This window comes from Persicitalea jodogahamensis (assembly GCF_014651615.1).
Classification (GTDB): domain Bacteria; phylum Bacteroidota; class Bacteroidia; order Cytophagales; family Spirosomataceae; genus Persicitalea; species Persicitalea jodogahamensis.
Map to the genome: position 1 here is coordinate 402879 of NZ_BMXF01000003.1, position 20772 is coordinate 423650.

A 20772-nucleotide genomic window follows, 5' to 3' on the forward strand; every position below is an offset into this window, starting at 1 on the left:
CAAGCCCGACATTCATTCATGGATGTCGGGCTTGTTTGCTATTGTTGCAGTATGTTGTTTTGCTGATAACAGTCATCATCTTCCTTTTTCACTCATTGAATTCCGATCCGGTTGCCGAAAACCAATCATTTTCTAAAACTATGACAAAACCAACCTTACTTATTGCCGCATTCGTGGCGCTTACTTTTCTTTCCTGCCAAAGTAAAAATGACAGTCAGGGACAGGCGGCAGATTCGGTAAAATCAGAGATTACCCAGTTTTCGATCAGCGGAAAAGAAGTTTACAACTCTGAAAATCTGATTGTCAATCAAATTTCCGGACATACCTACCAGCACATCTCCTTCCTTGATACGGACAGTTTTGGCCGAGTCGCCTGCAACGGGATGGTCGTTGTGAACGGAAACGAAGCCGTTGTCTTCGATACGCCAACCGACGATAGAGGTTCTCAGGAACTCATCGATTTTCTGGCCAAAGAAATGGGTTGTCAGATCAAAGGTGTCGTAGCCACCCATTTTCACGCCGATTGCGTAGGTGGGATCGACGCATTCCACCAAAACAATATTCCGTCCTACGCCAGTGAAAGGACAATCGAATTTCTGAAATTAAAGGGATCGCCGCTACCAAAAAACAGTTTTAATGATTCTCTGGCGCTTGAAGTAGGAGATCAAAAAGTGTATGCGCAATTCATCGGCGAGGGCCATACCAAAGACAACGTTATCGGCTACTCCCCGACCGACAGAGTGCTGTTCGGTGGTTGCCTGATCAAGGAAATAGGGGCAACAAAAGGAAATCTGGAAGACGCCAACGTGGCTGCCTGGCCCGAAACTGCCAGAAAGGTCAAATCGAAATACCCACAAACATTTGTGGTGATTCCAGGTCACGGCAAAGCGGGCGGGCAAGAATTGTTCGATTTTACAGCTACGCTTTTCGAAAAGTGAAAAGGGTACTTTTCATAATTTAGCCAATTTCCTCAACTGCCAGCTGCTTCTCATACAGTTCCTTATAGGCGCCATCCACCCCGATTAATTCCGCGTGGGTACCTTGCTGGACAACATGACCATCGTCGAGCATCACGATGCGGTCAGCCAGTTTGGCAGATGACACGCGGTGGGAGATAATCACCGATGTGCGATTCTGCATAATTCTTTTGAGGTTGTTCAGGATAATGTTTTCCGTACTCGTATCCACCGCCGACAGGCAGTCGTCCAAGATAAGTATTTTCGGTTCGCGGGCAATGGCGCGGGCAATTGAGAGCCGTTGTTTCTGTCCACCCGAAAGCGTCACCCCACGTTCGCCAAGGCGGGTGTCGTAGCCCTGCGGAAATTCTTCGATGTTGGCGGATAGGTCGGCATCACGCACGGCTTGCTCGATTTTTTCCTGCGGCAGACCGTCGGTGCCAAATTGCACATTGTTGGCAATCGTGTCGGAAAACAGGAACACATCCTGCGGTACATACCCCATCTGACGGCGGACATACTGAACATCGTAGTCTTTCAGTGGCTGACCATCCAGGTAGATCTTCCCTTCCGTTGGGTCGTAGAGGCGGCAAATGAGGTTGGCGAGGGTACTTTTGCCCGAGCCGGTCGTGCCCAGCACGGCGATACTTTCACCGGGTTTCACATCCAGATTAAAATGTTGCAAAGCCCGAATTCCCGAATCGGGATAATGAAAACTGACGTTTTCAAATCGTAACGCCCCCTCGATCTCGGGTTTCAGTTTTTTGTCGGAAGTGATGTGCGTTTTTATATTCAGGTACTCATTGATCCGTGCCTGAGATGCCGCCGCGCGTTGGATTTGACTGGTTGTCCAACCCAGAGCCATCACCGGCCAGGTAAGCATGTTTACATAGATGATAAACTCTGTGATGTTGCCGGGCGTCAGATTGCCGTTAATGATTTCTTGTCCGCCGACATAGATTACCAGCACGTTGCTCAGACCGACCAGGAGCATGATGATTGGAAAAAACAACGCGTCTACTTTCGTCAGATTCAGCGACTTGGTCTTGAAATCCTCTGTTTCCTTCTGGAAATTGAGAAATGAATATTTCTCCTGTACGAAAGCTTTGATCACCCTGATCCCTGAAAACGCTTCCTGCACATAAGTGGACATGGCGGACAGCTGTCGCTGAATTTCCTCCGACCGCCTCATGATGATGCTGTTGACCACGTAAATACTGACCGAAAGCAGAGGCAATGGCAGAAGAACATAAAATGTCAGCTTACCGTTGACGGACACCATATAGGATATCACGAGTACAAAAAGTACAATCAGGTTGATGCCGTACATCATCGCCGGACCTACGTACATCCGCACCTTACTTACGTCCTCCGATACCCGGGCCATCAGGTCGCCTGTGTTGTGCTGACGGTAAAAGCTCATCGGAAGGGTCTGATAATGCTCGTAGATCTCGTTTTTAAGATCATACTCAATATGCCGGGACATCACGATGATTGTCTGCCGTACCAGAAAAAGGAAAAAACCTTTCAGGAGAGCCATCGCCAGAATGAGCAGCCCGTAAAGCAGAATAGTGTTCGTAAAGACCTCGTACATGTCAGCCTGAATGGCTGAACCGTCAAATAGATAGTATATGTCGAGGGTTTCGCCAACCAAATCGAGCGCGTAGCGTACGAGTTGTGCCGGTATAATGCCAAAAAGATTGGAGATGATCGTAAAGAGCGTCCCCAGAATGAGGTACCACTTGTATTTGACGAGATACTTGTTGAGATACGCGAGTGCTTTCACGTGCAGAGGCTGGTAGGTAAGGTTTTAATTTGTGCTTGCCTTTTAACACACCACCCAGGCAAAACGTTGCACCGTGACGTCACTCATTCCTCCACCAGCTTCTTATTGTTATAGAAATAGTCTAATTTTGCAGCCCGAAAGGGAGTTTAAGGTTCAATGTTTAGAGTTTAGCATAGTAAACGGCTGAAACAGTCTCTGCCACCCACCGAACTGTAAACATTGAACAGCACGGGCTGCCCCGTCATAAACTTCGAACTTACAAAATATGCTTAACCGAAGATTACTACGTTCCAAGGCTGTGCAGGCACTTTACGCCAGCCGGATATCGGCGGATGCCAATTTGCAACTTGCCAAAGATGAAATCGCAGCCTACTACGTTCCCGATCTCAACTCGATGCAGCCACAAAATCTTGAAAAGCTGGAAGGCTTGAAGCGATTGGCGTTGCTGACACTGGATGAGTATGTGGAAAACGGTCAGCCTGCCAGCGACGAGCAGGTGCCTCGCGAAGTGATTCAGACCGCTCACCGGGCTTATCAGAACTTTGTGCAACAAAACAAAGTAGATCGCCCATTGGTCGTAAAAAGGGTCTTGCAGGAAACTGAGGGAATCTACGATGAATTTTTGCGCATTCTGGCGCTTATGCTGGAACTCGCTCACCAGTCGGAGCTCGATCGGGAGCGCATTGTCCGTAATCCTGACAACCCCTTTCCGACAGCCTCCGGTTTGAACGATAACGAAGTGGTCCGGCTCATGCGCGCCGACACTGAGTTGGAAGTGGAGATCATCCGGCGGGGCATTTCCTGGGGGAACGACATGAGCATAGTGCGAAAGACATACCGTGAGGCACTATGTAAAGACGAGGATTACATTAACTACTGCGAGCAGCCAGCGCATACACCCGAAGAAGACCAGAAAATGGCTCAGCACGTGCTGAGAAATGTGATTCTGAAACACGAAATTCCCGTCGAGCATTTTGAGCAAAACGACCTGTACTGGGAGGAACACTTCGATATTATCCGCAGTATGTCCATTAAAACATTGCGGTCGGCTAATGACGGAAAAATACAATTGGCCCAACTGACCGAAGATTGGGACGAAGATCGTTTTTTTGTGGAAGAATTATTCAAGAAAGCGGTGGAGAACGATGCCGAATATGAAGGCTATATACTAGAGCAGCTAAAAAACTGGGATCTGGATCGAGTCGCTCTATTGGATATGATTATCCTGAAAGCTGCTCTGGCCGAACTGATTCACTTTCCTGGAATCCCGGTGAAAGTGACAATAAACGAATTTATCGAGATAGCAAAGCGGTACAGTACCCTGAAAAGTGGTAGTTTTGTAAACGGAAACCTGGATCGACTAGCCAAGCGGCTGGCCGAAACAGGTGTAATTCGCAAAAGTGGCCGGGGATTGATTGACAATAAGTAGAACGGCTGCGTATAGGCACGTTTTTTATGCCTTTTTGGCAAACTATTCTCAACACATAACGACTAACGAAACGATCAATGAGCAAGTCAACCAGCAATTTATTCTTCTATATAACGGGCTGCGCTACGGGTATTTTTTTAGGCATTCTGTATGCTCCCCAAAAAGGTGAGATCACCCGCGATCGCCTGACTTTCAGGCTTTCCAAATACAAGGAACAGATCGAAAAACTAATTGCCGATCTGATGGAACGCGATGATTTTCCTGAAAGTATGGCCAAAGCCGAGGGAGAAAGAGTCGTGAGTGATGCCCGAGAAAAGGCAGAGCGTCTGCTTGAAGATGTGGACAAGCTTATGGCACAAATCAAGAATCAGAGTAATTGATTCATTGTTTAAAGAATAATTTTCTTATGAAAAGTAATTCAATCTTTACACTGTTTTTCTCCCTGTTTGTAATGGCGCTCTTGGCTGGCTGCGGTGCCAAGAGTAATGAAGCCGAAGAAGGGAGAGATGACTTGAAAAGCAAGATTCCGGTCATCACTATGTTGAGCGATTCGACTTATCAATTTGGTGACATTACAGAAGGGGATGTCGTAGAACACGAATTCAAATTTAAAAATGATGGTCAGTTTCCATTGATCATTAACAACGTAACGGCATCTTGCGGGTGTACTATTCCTGAATGGCCACGCGAACCCATTGCACCTGGAGCTGAATCTTCGATTCAGGTACGCTTCAATAGCAAAGGCAAACCCGGTCCGCAGGTGAAGACTATTACTGTGTTTGCCAACACCGAGCCCGCCTACTCCGAATTACGCATTCAGGGTATGGTGGCGGAAGCTCCCGATTCGACCTCTTCAATTTAAGTAGAACTGTTACTTATCATTATTAACCTTCCTTCAATTAAATGTTAAACGTAATTCTTGCTCAAGCACAACCCGGCGGCTCTCAGGCCATGATATATCAGGTCATAATGTGGGTCGGGATCATCGGTGTATTTTATTTCTTTATGATTCGCCCCCAGCAGAAGAAGGCTCGTGAACAAAAGGAGTTATTAGCTGGAATTAAAAAGGGTGATGAGGTAGTGACCATCGGTGGTATGCACGGCAAAGTATTCCTGGTTGACGAAACGACCGTGACATTAGACTTGGATAAGGGCGTTAAGCTCACTTTTGACAAATCAGCCGTAAGCCGCACGGTAAAATAAAATGAAGGTCTTCGCCGTCTGTTTTTTGGCTGCAGCTTTTTTTTGGCTGATGACCGCCCTAAATAAGGATGGCTATTCATTACGACTGGATTATCCAATTCATTTTGACTATGATGAAACGGAATTCGTCCCGGTAGAGCCATTGCCGAAAACGGTATCGGTAAATGTGTCGGGTAATGGTTGGAATCTACTGCGGAAATCCTGGCTAAGTTTTGCTGAACGCCCTCTTGAATATAAGGTGAGCAATCCACTAAAAGCTAACTTCATCAACACGATTTCCCTGACTGACAACCTGGCTGAGCATTTTCCTGGCATCCAGGTCAACTATGTAGTCGCCGATACCCTTGAACTGGATTTTGAGCGAAAAAAGACTCGTATCATTCCCGTTCGAGTGGATAGTTCAGGCATCAACATGCGGCAGGGATATGTTATATCAAGTCTGATAAACGTATCTCCTTCGTTAATTTCAGTCGAGGGCCCAGCTTCAATGCTGAATACCTATCCCGATACGATCGTAGTACGCATTCCGACCCGCAAAATCCAGAATAACTACGACGAAATTCTCCCGCTCAACATTCCCAAGGTTCAGTCTGTTGAAGTCAGCCATTCCAATGTTCTGGTAAGTTTTGAGGTGGCCCGGATATTGCGAAACATTCCGGCTCTGCAATAATGAATGTGCCTAAAAAGCCCTTACAGATTGGGGTAACGGGCGGTATCGGCTCCGGTAAAAGTACCGTTTGCCGGATTTTTTCTTGTTTGGGGATTCCCGTTTATGAGGCTGATTCCCGGGCCAGGTGGCTGACAAATCATGACCCGGTTATCAGGAAGGAAGTAGTCGCGCTGTTGGGGGATGAATCCTTCACTGCCGACGGTACCTACAACCGAAAATATGTGGCTTCACGGGTTTTCTCCGACGCCCTGCTTCTTCAAAAACTCAATCAAATCATTCATCCCCGCGTACTTGCCGATAGCAACCATTGGCTTCAGCTACATGTGTCGCATCCCTACGTGATCCGGGAAGCGGCCCTGATGAACAGGGCAGGAGAGGGGAATCTGCTGGACAAAGTACTAGTAGTCACTGCCCCTTTGTCACTTAGAATCAACAGGATAAAATGGCGTGATCCCCAGCGGTCGGTAGAAGAAATTGAGGCGATTGTCAAAAATCAGATTTCTGATGAGGAGCGTTTGACACTGGCTGATCATGTGGTCGACAATGGAGAGGATGTAGCCTTGATACCGCAAGTTTTAGCCTTACATAAAATCTTACTCGGCCTGACAAATTAAAACTCAATGTCCAGCCCCAGCAGTTGCTGCAATTCCAGCAGATGGGGGTTTTTTTCGGCCATTACCGCAAACTTTTCTTTATCGGTATAGGCTACTTTTTTGGCTGCCTGCTGGTTGACCGGAAAATCCAGCGAAAGTAAGGGAGCTTCTATCCTTTCTCGCAAAAACTGAATCAACTCGTTTCGGATGGCGGCCATTGCCTCCTTTTGCAATTCGTTGTCGAGGGCAATGCGGATTACCTGACCGTCCAGTTTGAATTCGCGATTGAAAATCAACTCCTCGGTAGCTGAATCACGCTCTATCTTTCTTTTTCTTGCGAATTCCCCCCAGAATTCATAGAGGTTATCATATGTCAGCGGGAGCTTTTCCCGTTTTTCCACAGGTTGTGGCGATTCGGTTTTTTCCAGTACTTGCGTCGTGATGGCCGGTACTTCAGTGCTGGGCGTCGTAATATGCGCCGTACTGCGGAGCTTGCTATGCGTAGACAGACTTGGCGTGACCGTGGGTGCTGCCGAAGGTGTATCTACCGAAGCTACCTGAGCCGTTGGTTTTGCTTCGTATGCTGGTGACGGCGATTCGGTAGTTAAGGCTACACCAGACTCGGTTCCGGACTCAGCTTTTTTTTTTACTTCTGCACCGGTTTCTCCGTTTATTGGCAAAGCCTGGAGCGACAATAAATCAGGTAGTTTGGCCATTTTCATGAGGCACAACTCCACGTGCAGTCGCTGATTCTTCGAAGTTTTATAGTGAATATCGCACTGACTGCCTACACTCATGGCCGAGAGCAGAAAGCTCATCCCTGAACGCTGGGATTGGTCGAGGTACTTGTTTCGGGCTACTTCCGACACTTCCAGAAGCGACACCGTTATTGGATCTTTGGTAACCAACAGGTTGCGAAGATGTTCCAGCAGACCAATGATAAACAAATGGCCGTCAAATCCTTTTCGGACTATCTCATCGAACAACAGCAGCGATTCGGCAATACTGCCTTTCAATAACGCATCCGTGATCTTGAAGTAATAATCATAGTCCAGGATGTGAAGGTTTTCAAGTACATCGGTATATGACAGTTCGTTATCCGGCGAGAACGTCACGTTCAGATCGAACATGGAAAGCGCGTCGCGCAAGCCACCGTCTGCCTTACGGCCTATCAATTCCAGCGCCTCACGATCGGCAATGATGCCTTCCTTGCGCGCAATTTGCTCCAAATGGTCGGCGATGTCGTTTGTCCGGATCCTGTTAAAGTCAAAAATCTGGCAGCGCGACAAAATCGTTGGCAGAATTTTGTGCTTTTCCGTAGTGGCCAGGATAAATATCGCGTAGCTCGGCGGTTCCTCAAGCGTTTTCAGGAAGGCATTAAATGCCGCCGGAGAAAGCATATGAACCTCGTCGATGATATAGATTTTGTACTTGCCCGTCTGAGGCGGATAACGCACCTGATCAATCAAATTGCGAATGTCATCGACGGAGTTGTTGGAAGCCGCGTCAAGCTCGTGTATGTTAAAGGAGGCGTTATTCTGGAAGCTTACGCAGGATTCGCATTCGCCGCATGGCTCGACATCGTCGCTGAGATTCTGGCAATTGATCGTCTTTGCCAGGATGCGGGCGCAGGTAGTTTTGCCCACGCCGCGTGGACCGCAGAAAAGGAAGGCCTGCGCCAGGTGATTGGTGCGAATGGCGTTCTTGAGTGTGGTAGTAATGTGCGACTGCCCGACCACCGAATCAAAGGTGACGGGCCTATACTTGCGGGCCGATACTACGAAATGTTCCATGCCTGCAAGTTACGGCTAGGGGGAGGATTTTCAAAGGAGGCCGTTTGTCTTACAATCCATATTCGGGGTAGTTCTCTGCTTTTAGAGCAAGCGTGCCTTCCCTGCCAAAACAGGGCGCGTGTCGGAGTCTAAAATACGTAGAAACTGTTCCGCGGAGGCCGCCTTGGTGCTACTCATGCGCAAATGCCCTTTTTCGTCGATCACCCAAATGTTCATCCGGTTTTTTTGGTAACGCAACTTGTTCTTCAGGTACAGTCGATTATTTGCTGAGAGCAGCATTGGAATTTGGACGACAGTTATTTTCTCATGACGCAGGGTGTCAATGTACGGGTAGAGAGCTTCTATCTGTTCTTTGAGAATGTTTTTCTGATCCTCAGGAGCATAGATCACCACCAGTTTCTCCTGCCAGCTCAGTTTTTCTTTCAAGAAATCAGGAATGTCCTGATGTTGGGCAAAAGCGGCCGGTACCATAATAAAAACGAAGGAGAGAATGATCAATATTCGCGACAGAGGTGTGAAGAGTTTCATAGCTGTATTACTTGTATGTTATGCCAATGTTAAATTATTGTTAAGTTTAACGATTGTGTAGCTCAAATACAAATCTCAGGCCTCATTTTCGGTGAGTGGTTGAACAGATTCTATAAGATATTTTCTTTAAGTATTTAATTATCAGTGTAATATATTTGTGGTTTTACGGGGTCTGGTTAAATCGAGAAATCCAAATTTTAAAAAAAAAGACGCTTACTTCCCGCCAAGGAAAGTCAGGGCATAAAAAAAGGAGCGGCGCAGAATTAATTCTGCGCCGCTCCCGGCATTCGGTATTTGGCTGGAATTACATCATTCCACCCATGCCGCCGCCATGTCCATGGCCGCCCATGCCGCCACCTTTGTCTTCTTCAGGCTCGTCAGCAATCACGCACTCAGTCGTGAGCAACATACCTGCTACCGAAGCGGCGTTTTCAAGCGCCAGGCGAGTCACTTTCTTAGGGTCGATGATACCCGCCTCCAGCAAGTCTTCGTAAGTATTGTCCTTGGCGTTATAGCCGTAGGCGCCCTTACCTTCTTTCACTTTCTGGATTACTACGGAACCTTCTCCACCTGAGTTGGCAACGATCGTACGGAGCGGCGACTCAACCGCCATGCGGATGATATTGATACCCGTGTTCTCGTCTTCGTTGCTGCCTTTCAGGTCATTCAACGCTTCTACGGCACGGATCAATGCCACACCACCACCAGCTACTACGCCTTCCTCAACGGCAGCGCGGGTAGCGTGAAGGGCGTCATCGACGCGGTCTTTCTTCTCTTTCATTTCCACTTCCGTAGCTGCACCGATGTACAGGATAGCTACACCGCCTGACAATTTAGCCAGACGCTCCTGCAGCTTCTCACGGTCGTAGTCAGAAGTTGTGTTTTCGATTTGCGCCTTGATCTGGTTTACGCGGCCGTCGATATCATCCTTGGCACCTTCACCATTGATCAGGGTAGTGTTGTCTTTATCGATAATTGCCTTGTCGCAGCTACCAAGGTACTCAAGAGTTGCGTTCTCAAGTTTGAAACCACGCTCTTCGCTGATAACCTGGCCGCCCGTCAGGATGGCGATGTCTTCCAGCATAGCTTTGCGGCGGTCGCCGAAGCCAGGAGCTTTTACGGCGGCTACTTTCAAAGCACCACGGATTTTGTTCACTACCAGCGTAGCAAGGGCTTCGCCGTCCACATCCTCAGCAAGGATGATCAAAGGACGGCCCGTCTGGGCTACGGCCTCCAATACAGGGAGCAATTCTTTCATGGAAGAAACTTTCTTCTCAGAAATCAGGATGTAAGGGCGCTCCATTTCAACCTCCATTTTCTCCGTGTTGGTCACGAAGTAAGGAGAAAGGTACCCGCGATCGAACTGCATACCTTCCACCGTTTTAACTTCGGTTTCGGTACCACGCGCTTCTTCTACGGTGATAACACCTTCCTTCCCTACTTTCTCCATCGCCTCAGCAATCATTTTACCGATTTCCTCGTCGTGGTTGGCAGAAATGGTAGCTACCTGGGCGATTTCCTTGGAAGTAGAGATGTTTTTCTTCTGCTCTTCCAGATTTTTTACGATGGCACTGACAGCCTTGTCGATACCGCGCTTCAAATCCATTGGATTGGCACCGGCAGCAACGTTTTTCACACCGATAGTGTAAATGGCCTGAGCCAGAACGGTAGCAGTAGTAGTTCCGTCACCAGCCGAATCGGCCGTTTTAGAAGCTACTTCCTTTACCAACTGAGCGCCCATGTTCTCCATGGCATCTTTCAGTTCAATTTCTTTGGCCACGGTCACGCCATCTTTCGTGATGGTAGGTGAACCGAACTTCTTATCGATAACGACGTTGCGACCACGTGGGCCGAGTGTTACCTTCACCGCGTCAGCCAGAGTATCTACACCCCGCTTGATCTTATCGCGGGCTTCTGAATCAAAAAATATTTGCTTAGACATAACTAGTTTCTTTTTAAGTAGTTTTTGTTTTTAATGAGTGAATGATAGTATCCTCTCATTCACAATTCTCTAATGGAATGGGCAGAAAGCCCTGTCACAATTAGTTGTTGATAACAGCGAAGATATCCGACTCGCGCATGATCAGGCAATCTTTGCCATCGACGGTCAGTTCAGTGCCGGAGTACTTGCCATAAAGGACGGTATCGCCTACTTTCACAGTCATTGGCTCGTCGGTTTTACCAGGACCAGCCGCCATTACGGTACCGCGCTGAGGCTTTTCTTTGGCGGTATCTGGGATGATGATACCAAATGCAGTTTTTTCTTCGGCGGGGGCAGGTTCTACCAGCACCCGGTCGGCCAGGGGTTGTACGCTCACTTTTTCTTCGATTAAGGTTGACATATTAATTTACAGTTTTAAGTTGTCACAAAATATTCTTGACATGAACTATACAGGCAGAATTTGTGCCAGCCGGAATGTCTGTCATATTTACAGGGAGAATATGACAATCCTATTTTTGATCATATCTAGAAGAAAATGGGCCTCTGAACGTCCGGGAGAAAATATGATTTTGTTTTTTACCAGAAATGACTAAATTTTCGTCGTTAATCATCGTTTTTATAACATGACAAAATTATCCAGCCAGTGGCTCACTGACGGAATTCTTGACTTTGAGTACAAAAAGTATGTCTTACTGGCATATTTGCAGCATGTGCGGGAGGAATTCAACAAACATGTTCTGTTTCCTCACCTGGTACAGGTCAGGGAACATTATGACAGTAGCGTCACCCTCAAAGAGTCGCAGATTTCGATGCGTGCCCAATTTCCGAAGGATCTCACCGGAGTAGATCCTGCCCAATTGCGGTGGATTTATCAAAATACTCACCAGGACGGAGCGCACTTGGAGGAGATAGGTGATATTCTGGAATTTGCTATTCCGCAGTTTTCCCAACTTATGCAGGAAGGACAATCGCGATACGATGAAGTGAAAGCCAGTTTGAAGATAATGCCAATTGGCATCGTACCGCTGCGAACGGAGGAAGGCTACCTCTTTGTTTACCGGCAATCCAGTCGCGAGGCAACGATTTATCGCTATCAGGTAACGCTCTTTGACGCCCGACGCGAAAGAATCATCCAAACTCAGCGAATCGATTCCATGCGTAAAAACCTTAGTACTACATTTGAAAACATGAAAGTGGAGCTCACCCGACGCTATACACAATTGCCCAACCCAGCCACATACATGGTGGAGTCACCTCGGGAATACCCAGTCAACGAAACCCTGCTTCCAGCGGCTAAGCATTTGATGGCAAAGTATTTGAGTAAAGAGTAAAGCCCTCATTGGATATTTGAGGCAAAACCTGCCATGAAAAAGGCCACGGGGTCCTTCGACAATCGAAGGACCCCGTGGCCTTTAATAAATACAAGATGTCGATTATCAGTTGGTGTCGCCAGGCGTTGTGGCAGGAGCCGGTGCAGGCAGCGGGGCGATATTGCCACCGGGAACAGCAGAGTTCTGGGCTTTTTCCACGTTCACACTATTGATGGTTTGGCTGGCATCGGAGCCATTGCCGACCATGACATACGACGCAAGGGAGATAATCATAATGGCTCCGGCCATTCCCCAGGTAACTTGTTCCAACAAGTCGGTCGTTTTTTTGACGCCAAACATTTGGCCGCCTGCTCCACCGCTAAATTCGCTGGAAAGACCGCCGCCCTTGGAATTTTGCACGAGAACAATAAGAATGAGAAGTACGGCGATAATGGCCACCAGAATTACAAGAGCTAAGTACATTTCTGTTATAATGTATTATGAGTGATAAAATTTCAATACGTAACGTTCACACAAAAAAAATAGAGCGCCGGATCAGGTCAGCGAAAAGTCAATCTGACAATTGTGAATTCTTGAACGACAGAGTGTATAGAATTATTGACAGGCACCCCATTGTCATTCAATAGCTATCATTCGCTGCTTCCTCCCAGTTCTTTGATTTTTTGCGCAAAGTAATCGCTTTTTTCCGGGTTTTTCAATATTAGTTTTTCGTAGATCTCGATTGCCTTATCCGTTTTACCTTGTTTTATAAGGATTTTGGCAAATGATTCGGTGACCAAACCGCCAAGGGCGACACCCTGAGTGCGTTGCGACAGGTCCGTTACTTCGGGGTCGGGCGCGTTGGCATCAGGCCTGATGGGGCCGATGCGAGGGTCTTTCCGGATGAATGCCTCAATTATTTCCTGTTGTTTACGACGTTCATCGGCGCGTGGTGTGGGGAGCGGCAGTAGCTCGATGGTAGGCATTGGGGTTGGTTTGAGGCGCTTGTAAGTTAGGTCGTTTTCCAGCGATTTTTCGGTCAGTACTGTTTCGTCCACGGGTGGAGTTTCGGGAAGCTTTTCTTCCTGCAATCCGGCGTGGTCGGAAGTTTTAACAAAACGATCTTCGAAGCGGACCAGGGAAATGGGGTTGTCCCGCCCGTAGGGGGTGGCACGGTCACGTGAGCCGTTTCTGCTCTGGGGCAGCTCTGTGAGGCGATCAAGTAATGCGCCCGACCAGGCCGAATCGTTTTCCACCAATCGGCGCAATGCGCCCCGGTTAAGGGTATATGCTGCTGCGAGCGGCACCAGCTCAGTCAGGCGCGAGGAACCACTATCCGCGGCGGCCTTCGCGAGCAGGGCGTAGCTGATTTGGCAGTACGGAAAAGCCTTGGTCGTTTCTTCCAGTCGGAGGAGATTGCCCGACCCGATGTCCTGGGGGTGCGTCACCCAATAGGCGAAGGTTTCTTTATCGACCTTGTTCATTGAAGTATGTAGGGCTTGGTGTCAGGAGAAAAGCCCCAAAATTACGAAAAACGAGCGGAGCCTACCAGTCAGCGGCAGATTTGTTAAAGATATTTTGTACGATCTGATCCAGAATGCCAGGTAGTAACCGAGACTCGTTTTGATTTAGGGTTTGCCCCTGCGGGAAGTCGGCATAAAAAGAAAAGGACTGATCGAAGTCTTTGGTTTCATCCAGCGTATTGGTAAAGCGGATCTGTACGGTGACGGTCAGTCGGTTGAAGCCTGCCTGATCGTTGGCCGTGGGGGCTACCGGGATCACATCATAGCCTGTCAGTGTTCCTTCCAGAATCAGATCCCCGCCCGTCGGCAATAGTGTCAGGTTGGTGTTTCTTTGAAAATATTCTTTCAATTTTTCATTCACCTGAATTGGCAAGTTCGCCGGACCACCCGCCACGCCCGTGCTGAAATTAAGTACCGTAAAGGTCTTTATATCAGGAGAAAGGCTGGTTCCGGTGAAAGAATACACTCCGCAGCCAACACTGATGAAACAAAGGCACAGAACCGACATCATAGTGCGATAGCGCAGGTACTTCACATAAAGTGTTTTTTTAGGCAAAATCTTATTTCTCATAACTGCTGTCTGCCTACTCGTCGATATCATACTGCTTAATCTTCCGGTACAGCGTTCTTTCCGAAATACCCAACGCCTGGGCAGCATACTTTCGTTTGTTATTATTCCGCCGAAGCGCCTTTATGATGAGATCTTTTTCCTGGTCTTCCAGAGAAAGCGATTCTTCCTCTTCGGCAATATGCTCTACATCCTCGATTTGGCTGCGGGCCTGAGAATAGCGGTCAAGGTCGACTACCCGGCTAGCCGGAGTATATTCACGGCTTGAGCTGTCGTTTCTTGCATTGTTCGAAAGGCGCTCCTCATGCGCTGCGAGCAATCGTGAAGTCTCCGTTACGGGAGCGTCGGCAGGGTTAATGTTATCAAATAAGTCCTGATGATTTTTCAGGATTTCATGATTGGACTGTTCGTCTTTCAGTACTTCCCTCACTAGTTTTTTCAGTTCGGTCACGTCACGGCGCATCTCGAAAAGTACCTTGTACAAGATTTCCCGTTCCGAAAAAGAAGTGGCATCTTCTCCCAGACTCAATGGCACCAGTGCCTGGCTCACCGTTCGCCGCGACGACGGGTTGACAGGATTGAGATACCGCCAGAGCGTATCGGCATCGATGGGTTCCTCCTTGTCCGTTTCCAGAATGGTGATTTGCTCGGCAATGTTTTTCAACTGCCGGATGTTGCCGGGAAAGTCAAAGGATAGCAGGGTTTGGCGCGCGTCAGGGGATAACCGGACTGGTCGGGTGCGGTAGCGTTCGGCGAAGTCGTTGGTGAATTTGCGGAAAAGCATCAGCACATCTTCGTCGCGCTCACGCAGCGGCGGCACGTAGATCGGGACAGTGTTAAGGCGGTAGTATAGGTCTTCCCGGAATTTTCCCTTATTGACCGCATCCAGAAGATTGACATTGGTGGCCGCCACCACCCGTACATCGGTTTTTTGGGTTTTTGACGCCCCTACCCGGATGTATTCGCCATTTTCAAGTACCCGTAGCAATCGGGCCTGCGTTCCCAGGGGCATTTCACCAATTTCGTCCAGGAAGATTGTGCCGCCGTTGGTAGTCTCGAAGTACCCTTTACGAGCATCCAAAGCTCCTGTAAAGGCCCCTTTCTCATGTCCGAACAGCTCGGAGTCGATCGTTCCCTCGGGGATGGCTCCACAGTTGATAGCAATAAAGTTTCCGTGTTTACGTACGCTCAGGCTGTGGATTATTTTGGAAAAAGATTCCTTACCGCTGCCGCTTTCTCCCGTTATGAGCACCGTAAGGTCAGTAGCCGCCACCTGCATGGCTACATTAATGGCGTAGTTAAGCGCAGGCGCGGCTCCGATAATGCCGAAGCGATTTTTGACGGATTGTATTTCTGATAAATCCAAGTTGTAGATGGAAAGTTGACCGGTACGCCGGTGCAGGTGAACAGTTGGCGGTGCAAATGCGGACAAGCAGCGTCACGCTGCCACTTCTTCTACTGAATGGCCGATTAAGGTAGCTGCAGTACATTCAGTGACCAGGACGTGGACGTAATCGCCTTTATTGAAGTCTTTACGAGGGAAAACGACGACTTTGTTTTGGTCATTCCGACCCTGCAAGTCTCCGTCGGAACGCTTGGAAGTACCTTCTACCAGTACCTTGTGAACCCGTCCCACAAGCCGTTGATTACGTTCAAGGGAATGCTTTTGTTGCAGGGCGATAACCTCGTTGAGGCGGCGAAGCTTTACGTCGTAGGGTATGTCATCTTGCAGCTTTTTGGCTGCCGGAGTACCAGGACGCTCGGAATAGGCAAACATATAGCCATAGTCGTAGCGGACATACTCCATCAGGGTAAGCGTGTCCTGGTGTTCGGCTTCGGTTTCGGTGCAGAAGCCCGTGATCATATCATGCGAAATCCCGCAGTCTTCGCCCAGAATGGCGCGGATACGATCAATTTTCTGCATGTACCATTCGCGGTCGTACGTGCGGTTCATTAATTCCAGAATCCGGCTGTTGCCACTTTGGGCAGGGAGGTGAATGTAGTTGCAAACGTTTTCGTGATCCCGCATGGCGTAGAGTACCCGATCCGTGATATCCTTGGGATGAGAAGTGCTGAACCGAACGCGCAGATCGGGGTGCACCCGCGCGACCATCCCGAGTAGTTCGGCAAAATCGTAGGACTGTTCACCGTTCTGGGCGTTGCCGTAATGGTAGGAATCAACGTTTTGACCCAGCAACGTTACCTCCCGGTAGCCTTGGGCGAACAGCTCCTCTGCTTCACGGACGATGCTGTGCGGATCGCGGCTGCGCTCGCGGCCCCGTGTGAAGGGTACCACGCAGAAGCTGCACATATTGTTGCAACCTCGCATGATTGATATAAAGGCCGTTACGCCATTGGAATTCAGGCGAATGGGCGAAATGTCGGCGTATGTCTCTTCGCGGGACAGCAACACGTTTACCGCCTTTTGTCCCGTTTCGGCTTCTTCGATCAGGCGAGGCAGGTCCCGATAGGCATCAGGGCCGGTGACGATGTCCACCATTTTTTCCTCTTCCAGCAACTTGGCTTTCAGCCGTTCGGCCATGCAACCCAGCACACCGATGAGCAGGCCGGGTTTCTTTTTCTTCAGGTGATTGAGTTGCTGAAGGCGGTTGCGAACTTTCTGCTCGGCGTTGTCACGAATGGCGCAGGTATTAAGAAAAATCAGGTCCGCATCCTGCTCGCTTGCAGTCGTGGCGAAACCCGCGCCCCGCATCACGGAGGCGACGATCTCGCTATCCGAAAAATTCATCTGGCAGCCGTAGCTCTCGATGAACAGCTTTTTTTTATCCAGGGATACCTCCTCTTCGCTCACTTTGACTGTCTCACAAGCTTCTTTGTCTTCGGAGGTCAATATTTTTAAGGCAATACTCATCTGGGGTCGATGTGTTGATAGGTAATTTCAAACAGCAAAATTAATAAAATAACTGACAAAGTGGCAGTTTGATACTCAATTTACGGGCTGTTTAACGAATATTAATGCTTACCCGGGCGGAGGGATTCCTGCTCATTACAGCTGATCAGAAAGGATATCCGACACCCAGATTGAAATTGAGATAATTAGGTTGGCGGGTGTTGAAAGGCTTGCGCCAGGAGAATTCGTCCAGGACAAACTCCTGGCGATTCGGGTCGTAGAGTTTTAAACCAAAATCGAACCGAAGTACAAAATATTGCAGATCGTAGCGGAGTCCGAAGCCGGTACCCAGGGCAATCTGCTTGCCAAATTTGTCCCAGCGAAAATCGCCCGCGGCATATTCGCCCGTTTTTGCGCTTGTCGTAGTGGGCAGCGTCCATACGTTGCCTGCATCAAGAAAGATGGCGTAGTTGATATCGCCGAAAAAGTGCACCAGGTGCCCCCGGTATTCCAGGTTCCCTTCCATGAGCAGTTCGCCGGGAGCCTCCACCGTGAAGTTGGCAGAGGTGATGCGTGGTGGCGAGGACCCCGGTCCCAGTCGGCGCGGCAGCCACGCCCGTACGCTGTTGGAACCACCCGCAAAGAAGTACTTTTCATAAGGCGGCACCGAGTTCACGCCGTAGCTATACACACTACCCGTGTTGAGACGGGCCACAAGAGAGGCGCGGCGACCCACGGGCAAGTACCGGCGGTAGTCAACATTCCAGCGGAGGTACTGGAAAAACTGGAGGTTGTTGCCAAAAACGTTTTCAATGAATTGCTGCTGTTTGGGTAGGATGCCGATACTGGTACCCCCCGATTCCAGGGCTACGCGAAGATAGCTGGCTTTTTTGGGTGGGCCTATGAACAGGTTGGTGTTGCGGACAAAGGTGAAATTCACGTCAGACACGAACGAGCGACGGAAGCTGTTGAAAAGATTATTGCCCTGCATCTGCAGCGTGTCCAGTAAACGCTCAAACTCCGGAGCAAGTCGGGTTGTGTTCAGCACATTCAGGTCCAGGAGCGAGAGGTTGATAAACGTTGTGGTGGAAGGCTGAAGTGTGTAGGTCATCGCCGCCTTGGCACTCGAACGGGCATACTCCGGCCGGTTGACGTAGTTGAATCCCAGCCCGACCTGAGTCCGCGGGTTGTAACGTCCGAACCGGTAGCGAAAATTGCCCGGAAACAGTAGTTGAGGAAAAAGCAACGAGGTGTTTACGCTCATTTCCTGGCTGCGGTAGAGGTTCCCGTCGTTGAACCCCGTCACTGCTTCAACACCACCGCGCAGGTTGACCTCGAAATTTTCCAGCCCGTGGAAGATATTTCTGATTTTGTAGGAAAGGTTGGCAAACGGCCCAGGTGCCTGCTGGAGCTGAATGACGTTCATTCCCACGTCGGCCGTAACCTGGTACTTATCAAGCGGAATGGCACGGAAATAGCTTTTTAGCCCCTGAGCGGTGGTATCGAAGCCGTAGTTTACAAAGCGGAACTGGTCGGTGAGCGAGAGTTGCCTCTGTGTTTCGCGTTCGTCCTCCTGGCTATACAATTTCCCCGGGCGTATCAGCATCTTACTGTTCAGGATGCGGGGTGAGAATTTTTTGTCGGTAAAAACGTAACGAATATCCTGAAACCTTGTCGTGTCTCTCTGAAACAAAGAATCGGGCGAATTGTCCGGTGGCAGAACCTCGAATTGCACGGATTCGACGGGATAGGCTTTAAAAGATTCCTGTCCATTGGGTGCTTCCAGCCTTACGAAAACGTCAACTTGCCGGAAAAGACTGTCGGTGGCCGGAGCCGAGATGGTGTCGTTGATCAGATACGTAATCGACTGCCTGGAAAAGCCATAATAGCCGTTGTTCCTGAGCAGGATTTCCAGCCGGATGCGTTCTTCTTCAAACGCATCTCCCTTGTAGCGGGCGCTGCTTTTGAGGGTAGACTGGTCTTTTGCAGACAACACCAGGCTATCCACCCGCAGGTCAGAAATGCTGTACTGTACATTTCGCAGGCGGGTTGGTCGATTTTCCTGTATTAAATAGGTAGTTCTTATGCGGCGGAAGGCAGTGTCAGTGGTAAAGCGGACTTCATTTTCAAAAAAGCCGTTGTTAAACAGGTAGCCGCGCAGCTTCTCAGCGTTTTTGGTAATCGCTAACGAGTCGAAATACACAGGTGGCTCGCCGAAAATACGCATGAAGTCGTTTCCCTCGGTCAATCGGCGTCTGGTACGGGCAATTTTGCGGGCATATTTGCGCTGTACAATTTTCAGCTGGCGGGGATTGCCTTCAAGACTATCGCTTTTTCTTTGGTATTCCAGCGTCAGAGAATCTAACTTGCGGTGATGGTAGGCACTGTCGTAGGTCACACTGGCGGCCTGGTAGAATGCTAGGTAGGGATAAAGCGGCAAACCCAGGAAACGGCGGTTCGGTTTCTGCGGAATTAGGGCCTCAAACTCGCTATCCTTAATAATTTTGTTGCCTTTAAAAGTAGTTGTCCCCAGCAAATATTTTTTCTCATTGCCAGGCGATAGCCGGACGCAGCCCGACAGCCAAACTGCTGCGACGAAGCAAAAAAATCCGATACCTGAAAAAACACGCCCTCTGTTCAATGCTCTCAAAAAATCAAATCAAGTATATCAATTCGCTGAAAATCAAAAAGTACCGTCAGCAGTCCGGAGCTTTCGTCGTGGAAGGGTCCAAGAGCGTCCTAGAACTGCTTGCCTCCGATTATCAGACCGAATTCGTGGTTGCCACTCAGGAATTTTTGCAAAAATACGGAAGTAATTCGTCCCACACTGCCGCTAACTGGATCGTGGCCACAACCGCCGAGATGGATCGGCTGGGTACTTTCCAAAGCAATGACGCCTGCCTGGCCGTAGCCAAAACGAAGGAAAACGTTTTTTTGCGTGTACAGCTGGGTGAATATGGCCTTATGCTTGATGATGTGCGCGACCCGGGCAATCTCGGCACCATCCTCCGCATTGCCGACTGGTACGGAATCACGAAAATCATTTGCTCGCCCAGTACCACCGATTTTTATAATCCCAAGGTTATCGCTGCCAGCAAAGGTTCGTTTACCCGAGTGCAGGCTCACTATACTGACTTACCGAAGTTTGTTGAAGATCTGCCCGACCAGCAAAAGCTCATCGGCGCATTTTTGGATGGAGAGTCTTTGTACGATTTTTCGTTCCCCAGGCAGGGTGGGTACATCGTGATGGGTAACGAGTCAAGAGGCATTGGGCCGGAGGTCGCTCAGCATATTACGCACCGCGTCACGATTCCCCGCTTCGGCGGGGCAGAATCACTGAACGTAGGGATTGCCACGGCAGTGTTGTGTGATGGATGGCGGCGGGGGATGAAGTAGTCGATCGCACAATTTGTAATTTAAAAGCCAGCGTTTGAATTATTTTCTTCAATTAATAATTCAATTTCCCCGAGCACCAAACACTCTGACGTTAAACGGCGAATCCCTTACCCGGAATGCCGGGGCCAATGCCACAAAAAGGGTTTAGCAGAAGGCTTGGGACCAACCAGTGCAGAATACCGGCAACGTCTTGAAAGAAGGGGAGTTGTGTTCGAAAGCGCCGA

At 49.0% G+C, this 20772-nt stretch carries 20 protein-coding genes; 9 read left to right on the forward strand and 11 right to left on the reverse strand.

All coding sequences use genetic code 11. The features are described from left to right. Positions 1–140: 140 nt before the first annotated feature. Positions 141–938 (forward strand): subclass B1 metallo-beta-lactamase, encoded by a 798-nt coding sequence (gene bla, locus IE117_RS17125; RefSeq protein WP_189565699.1) that lies wholly within the window; start codon positions 141–143, stop codon positions 936–938. A 19-nt stretch (positions 939–957) separates the two neighbouring features. On the opposite strand, the gene IE117_RS17130 is transcribed toward bla, so the two are convergent. Then, positions 958–2742 (reverse strand): ABC transporter ATP-binding protein, encoded by a 1785-nt coding sequence (locus IE117_RS17130; RefSeq protein WP_189565700.1) that lies wholly within the window; start codon positions 2740–2742, stop codon positions 958–960. 265 nt (positions 2743–3007) lie between these two features. On the opposite strand from IE117_RS17130, the gene nusB reads away from it, so the two are divergent. The 6 genes from nusB to coaE all read left to right on the forward strand — a co-directional run bounded on the left by nusB (position 3008) and on the right by coaE (position 6658). Then, positions 3008–4171 carry a transcription antitermination factor NusB gene (gene nusB / locus IE117_RS17135; protein ID WP_189565701.1) on the forward strand — a complete coding sequence of 388 codons (1164 nt, stop codon included), beginning with the start codon at positions 3008–3010 and terminating at the stop codon, positions 4169–4171. Positions 4172–4248: 77 nt separating this feature from the next. Then, entirely contained in the window at positions 4249–4551 is a 303-nt protein-coding gene (locus IE117_RS17140) for a YtxH domain-containing protein (protein ID WP_189565702.1), read from the forward strand. Positions 4552–4577: 26 nt separating this feature from the next. Next, a complete protein-coding gene (locus IE117_RS17145; RefSeq protein ID WP_229581054.1) occupies positions 4578–5033 on the forward strand; it encodes a DUF1573 domain-containing protein in 456 nt (151 codons plus the stop codon). A 41-nt stretch (positions 5034–5074) separates the two neighbouring features. After that, on the forward strand, positions 5075–5374 hold the full coding sequence (gene yajC / locus IE117_RS17150) for a preprotein translocase subunit YajC (RefSeq protein WP_189565703.1): 300 nt from the start codon (positions 5075–5077) through the stop codon (positions 5372–5374). Positions 5375–5423: 49 nt separating this feature from the next. After that, complete coding sequence (locus tag IE117_RS17155) at positions 5424–6044, forward strand: YbbR-like domain-containing protein (RefSeq protein ID WP_189565704.1); 621 nt, start codon at positions 5424–5426, stop codon at positions 6042–6044. After that, positions 6044–6658, forward strand: a complete 615-nt coding sequence (coaE, locus tag IE117_RS17160) for a dephospho-CoA kinase (RefSeq protein ID WP_189565705.1) — start codon at positions 6044–6046, stop codon at positions 6656–6658. Before IE117_RS17155 ends, coaE begins: the two co-directional genes overlap by 1 nt. On the opposite strand, the gene IE117_RS17165 is transcribed toward coaE, so the two are convergent. The 4 genes from IE117_RS17165 to IE117_RS17180 form a co-directional block, all read right to left on the reverse strand. Continuing rightward, positions 6655–8430 carry a DNA polymerase III subunit gamma/tau gene (locus IE117_RS17165; RefSeq protein WP_189565706.1) on the reverse strand — a complete coding sequence of 592 codons (1776 nt, stop codon included), beginning with the start codon at positions 8428–8430 and terminating at the stop codon, positions 6655–6657. The genes coaE and IE117_RS17165 overlap by 4 nt on opposite strands. Positions 8431–8511: 81 nt before the next feature. Then, a complete protein-coding gene (locus IE117_RS17170) occupies positions 8512–8958 on the reverse strand; it encodes a DUF4174 domain-containing protein (RefSeq protein WP_189565707.1) in 447 nt (148 codons plus the stop codon). Between the two features lie 304 nt (positions 8959–9262). Continuing rightward, positions 9263–10900, reverse strand: coding sequence for a chaperonin GroEL (gene groL, locus IE117_RS17175; protein ID WP_189565708.1), 1638 nt, complete (start codon positions 10898–10900; stop codon positions 9263–9265). Positions 10901–11000: 100 nt separating this feature from the next. Beyond that, positions 11001–11300 carry a co-chaperone GroES gene (locus IE117_RS17180; protein ID WP_189565709.1) on the reverse strand — a complete coding sequence of 100 codons (300 nt, stop codon included), beginning with the start codon at positions 11298–11300 and terminating at the stop codon, positions 11001–11003. A 223-nt stretch (positions 11301–11523) separates the two neighbouring features. Between IE117_RS17180 and IE117_RS17185 the strand changes: the two genes are divergently transcribed. Beyond that, positions 11524–12231, forward strand: coding sequence for a hypothetical protein (locus IE117_RS17185; protein WP_189565710.1), 708 nt, complete (start codon positions 11524–11526; stop codon positions 12229–12231). A gap of 105 nt (positions 12232–12336) precedes the next feature. Here the strand turns inward: IE117_RS17185 and secG are convergent, their stop codons facing one another. The 6 genes from secG to tamL form a co-directional block, all read right to left on the reverse strand. Then, on the reverse strand, positions 12337–12693 hold the full coding sequence (secG, locus tag IE117_RS17190) for a preprotein translocase subunit SecG (protein ID WP_189565711.1): 357 nt from the start codon (positions 12691–12693) through the stop codon (positions 12337–12339). A gap of 167 nt (positions 12694–12860) precedes the next feature. After that, positions 12861–13694 carry a DUF8458 domain-containing protein gene (locus IE117_RS17195; RefSeq protein WP_189565712.1) on the reverse strand — a complete coding sequence of 278 codons (834 nt, stop codon included), beginning with the start codon at positions 13692–13694 and terminating at the stop codon, positions 12861–12863. Between the two features lie 61 nt (positions 13695–13755). After that, a complete protein-coding gene (locus tag IE117_RS17200) occupies positions 13756–14304 on the reverse strand; it encodes an LptE family protein (protein WP_229581056.1) in 549 nt (182 codons plus the stop codon). Positions 14305–14317: 13 nt separating this feature from the next. Further along, on the reverse strand, positions 14318–15667 hold the full coding sequence (locus IE117_RS17205; protein ID WP_189565714.1) for a sigma-54 interaction domain-containing protein: 1350 nt from the start codon (positions 15665–15667) through the stop codon (positions 14318–14320). A 72-nt stretch (positions 15668–15739) separates the two neighbouring features. Continuing rightward, positions 15740–17173 (reverse strand): tRNA (N6-isopentenyl adenosine(37)-C2)-methylthiotransferase MiaB, encoded by a 1434-nt coding sequence (gene miaB / locus IE117_RS17210; RefSeq protein WP_189565715.1) that lies wholly within the window; start codon positions 17171–17173, stop codon positions 15740–15742. A 145-nt stretch (positions 17174–17318) separates the two neighbouring features. Further along, positions 17319–19802: a translocation and assembly module lipoprotein TamL gene (gene tamL / locus IE117_RS17215; RefSeq protein ID WP_445482618.1), complete on the reverse strand. Its 2484-nt coding sequence runs from the start codon at positions 19800–19802 to the stop codon at positions 17319–17321. On the opposite strand from tamL, the gene IE117_RS17220 reads away from it, so the two are divergent. After that, a complete protein-coding gene (locus IE117_RS17220; protein WP_189565716.1) occupies positions 19793–20548 on the forward strand; it encodes an RNA methyltransferase in 756 nt (251 codons plus the stop codon). The two genes, tamL and IE117_RS17220, sit on opposite strands and share 10 nt — an antisense overlap. Positions 20549–20772: the final 224 nt, after the last annotated feature.

What these genes read in the sequence shown, in the direction of transcription:
- IE117_RS17170 (WP_189565707.1), bottom strand. Translation starts at nt 8,958, where the DNA reads ATGAAACTCTTCACACCTCTGTCGCGAATATTGATCATTCTCTCCTTC.
- miaB (WP_189565715.1), bottom strand. Translation starts at nt 17,173, where the DNA reads ATGAGTATTGCCTTAAAAATATTGACCTCCGAAGACAAAGAAGCTTGT.
- groL (WP_189565708.1), bottom strand. Translation starts at nt 10,900, where the DNA reads ATGTCTAAGCAAATATTTTTTGATTCAGAAGCCCGCGATAAGATCAAG.
- IE117_RS17180 (WP_189565709.1), bottom strand. Translation starts at nt 11,300, where the DNA reads ATGTCAACCTTAATCGAAGAAAAAGTGAGCGTACAACCCCTGGCCGAC.
- bla (WP_189565699.1), top strand. Translation starts at nt 141, where the DNA reads ATGACAAAACCAACCTTACTTATTGCCGCATTCGTGGCGCTTACTTTT.
- IE117_RS17200 (WP_229581056.1), bottom strand. Translation starts at nt 14,304, where the DNA reads ATGAGAAATAAGATTTTGCCTAAAAAAACACTTTATGTGAAGTACCTG.
- IE117_RS17155 (WP_189565704.1), top strand. Translation starts at nt 5,424, where the DNA reads ATGACCGCCCTAAATAAGGATGGCTATTCATTACGACTGGATTATCCA.
- IE117_RS17165 (WP_189565706.1), bottom strand. Translation starts at nt 8,430, where the DNA reads ATGGAACATTTCGTAGTATCGGCCCGCAAGTATAGGCCCGTCACCTTT.
- IE117_RS17195 (WP_189565712.1), bottom strand. Translation starts at nt 13,694, where the DNA reads ATGAACAAGGTCGATAAAGAAACCTTCGCCTATTGGGTGACGCACCCC.
- IE117_RS17220 (WP_189565716.1), top strand. Translation starts at nt 19,793, where the DNA reads ATGCTCTCAAAAAATCAAATCAAGTATATCAATTCGCTGAAAATCAAA.
- nusB (WP_189565701.1), top strand. Translation starts at nt 3,008, where the DNA reads ATGCTTAACCGAAGATTACTACGTTCCAAGGCTGTGCAGGCACTTTAC.
- coaE (WP_189565705.1), top strand. Translation starts at nt 6,044, where the DNA reads ATGAATGTGCCTAAAAAGCCCTTACAGATTGGGGTAACGGGCGGTATC.
- yajC (WP_189565703.1), top strand. Translation starts at nt 5,075, where the DNA reads ATGTTAAACGTAATTCTTGCTCAAGCACAACCCGGCGGCTCTCAGGCC.
- IE117_RS17140 (WP_189565702.1), top strand. Translation starts at nt 4,249, where the DNA reads ATGAGCAAGTCAACCAGCAATTTATTCTTCTATATAACGGGCTGCGCT.
- secG (WP_189565711.1), bottom strand. Translation starts at nt 12,693, where the DNA reads ATGTACTTAGCTCTTGTAATTCTGGTGGCCATTATCGCCGTACTTCTC.
- IE117_RS17185 (WP_189565710.1), top strand. Translation starts at nt 11,524, where the DNA reads ATGACAAAATTATCCAGCCAGTGGCTCACTGACGGAATTCTTGACTTT.
- IE117_RS17145 (WP_229581054.1), top strand. Translation starts at nt 4,578, where the DNA reads ATGAAAAGTAATTCAATCTTTACACTGTTTTTCTCCCTGTTTGTAATG.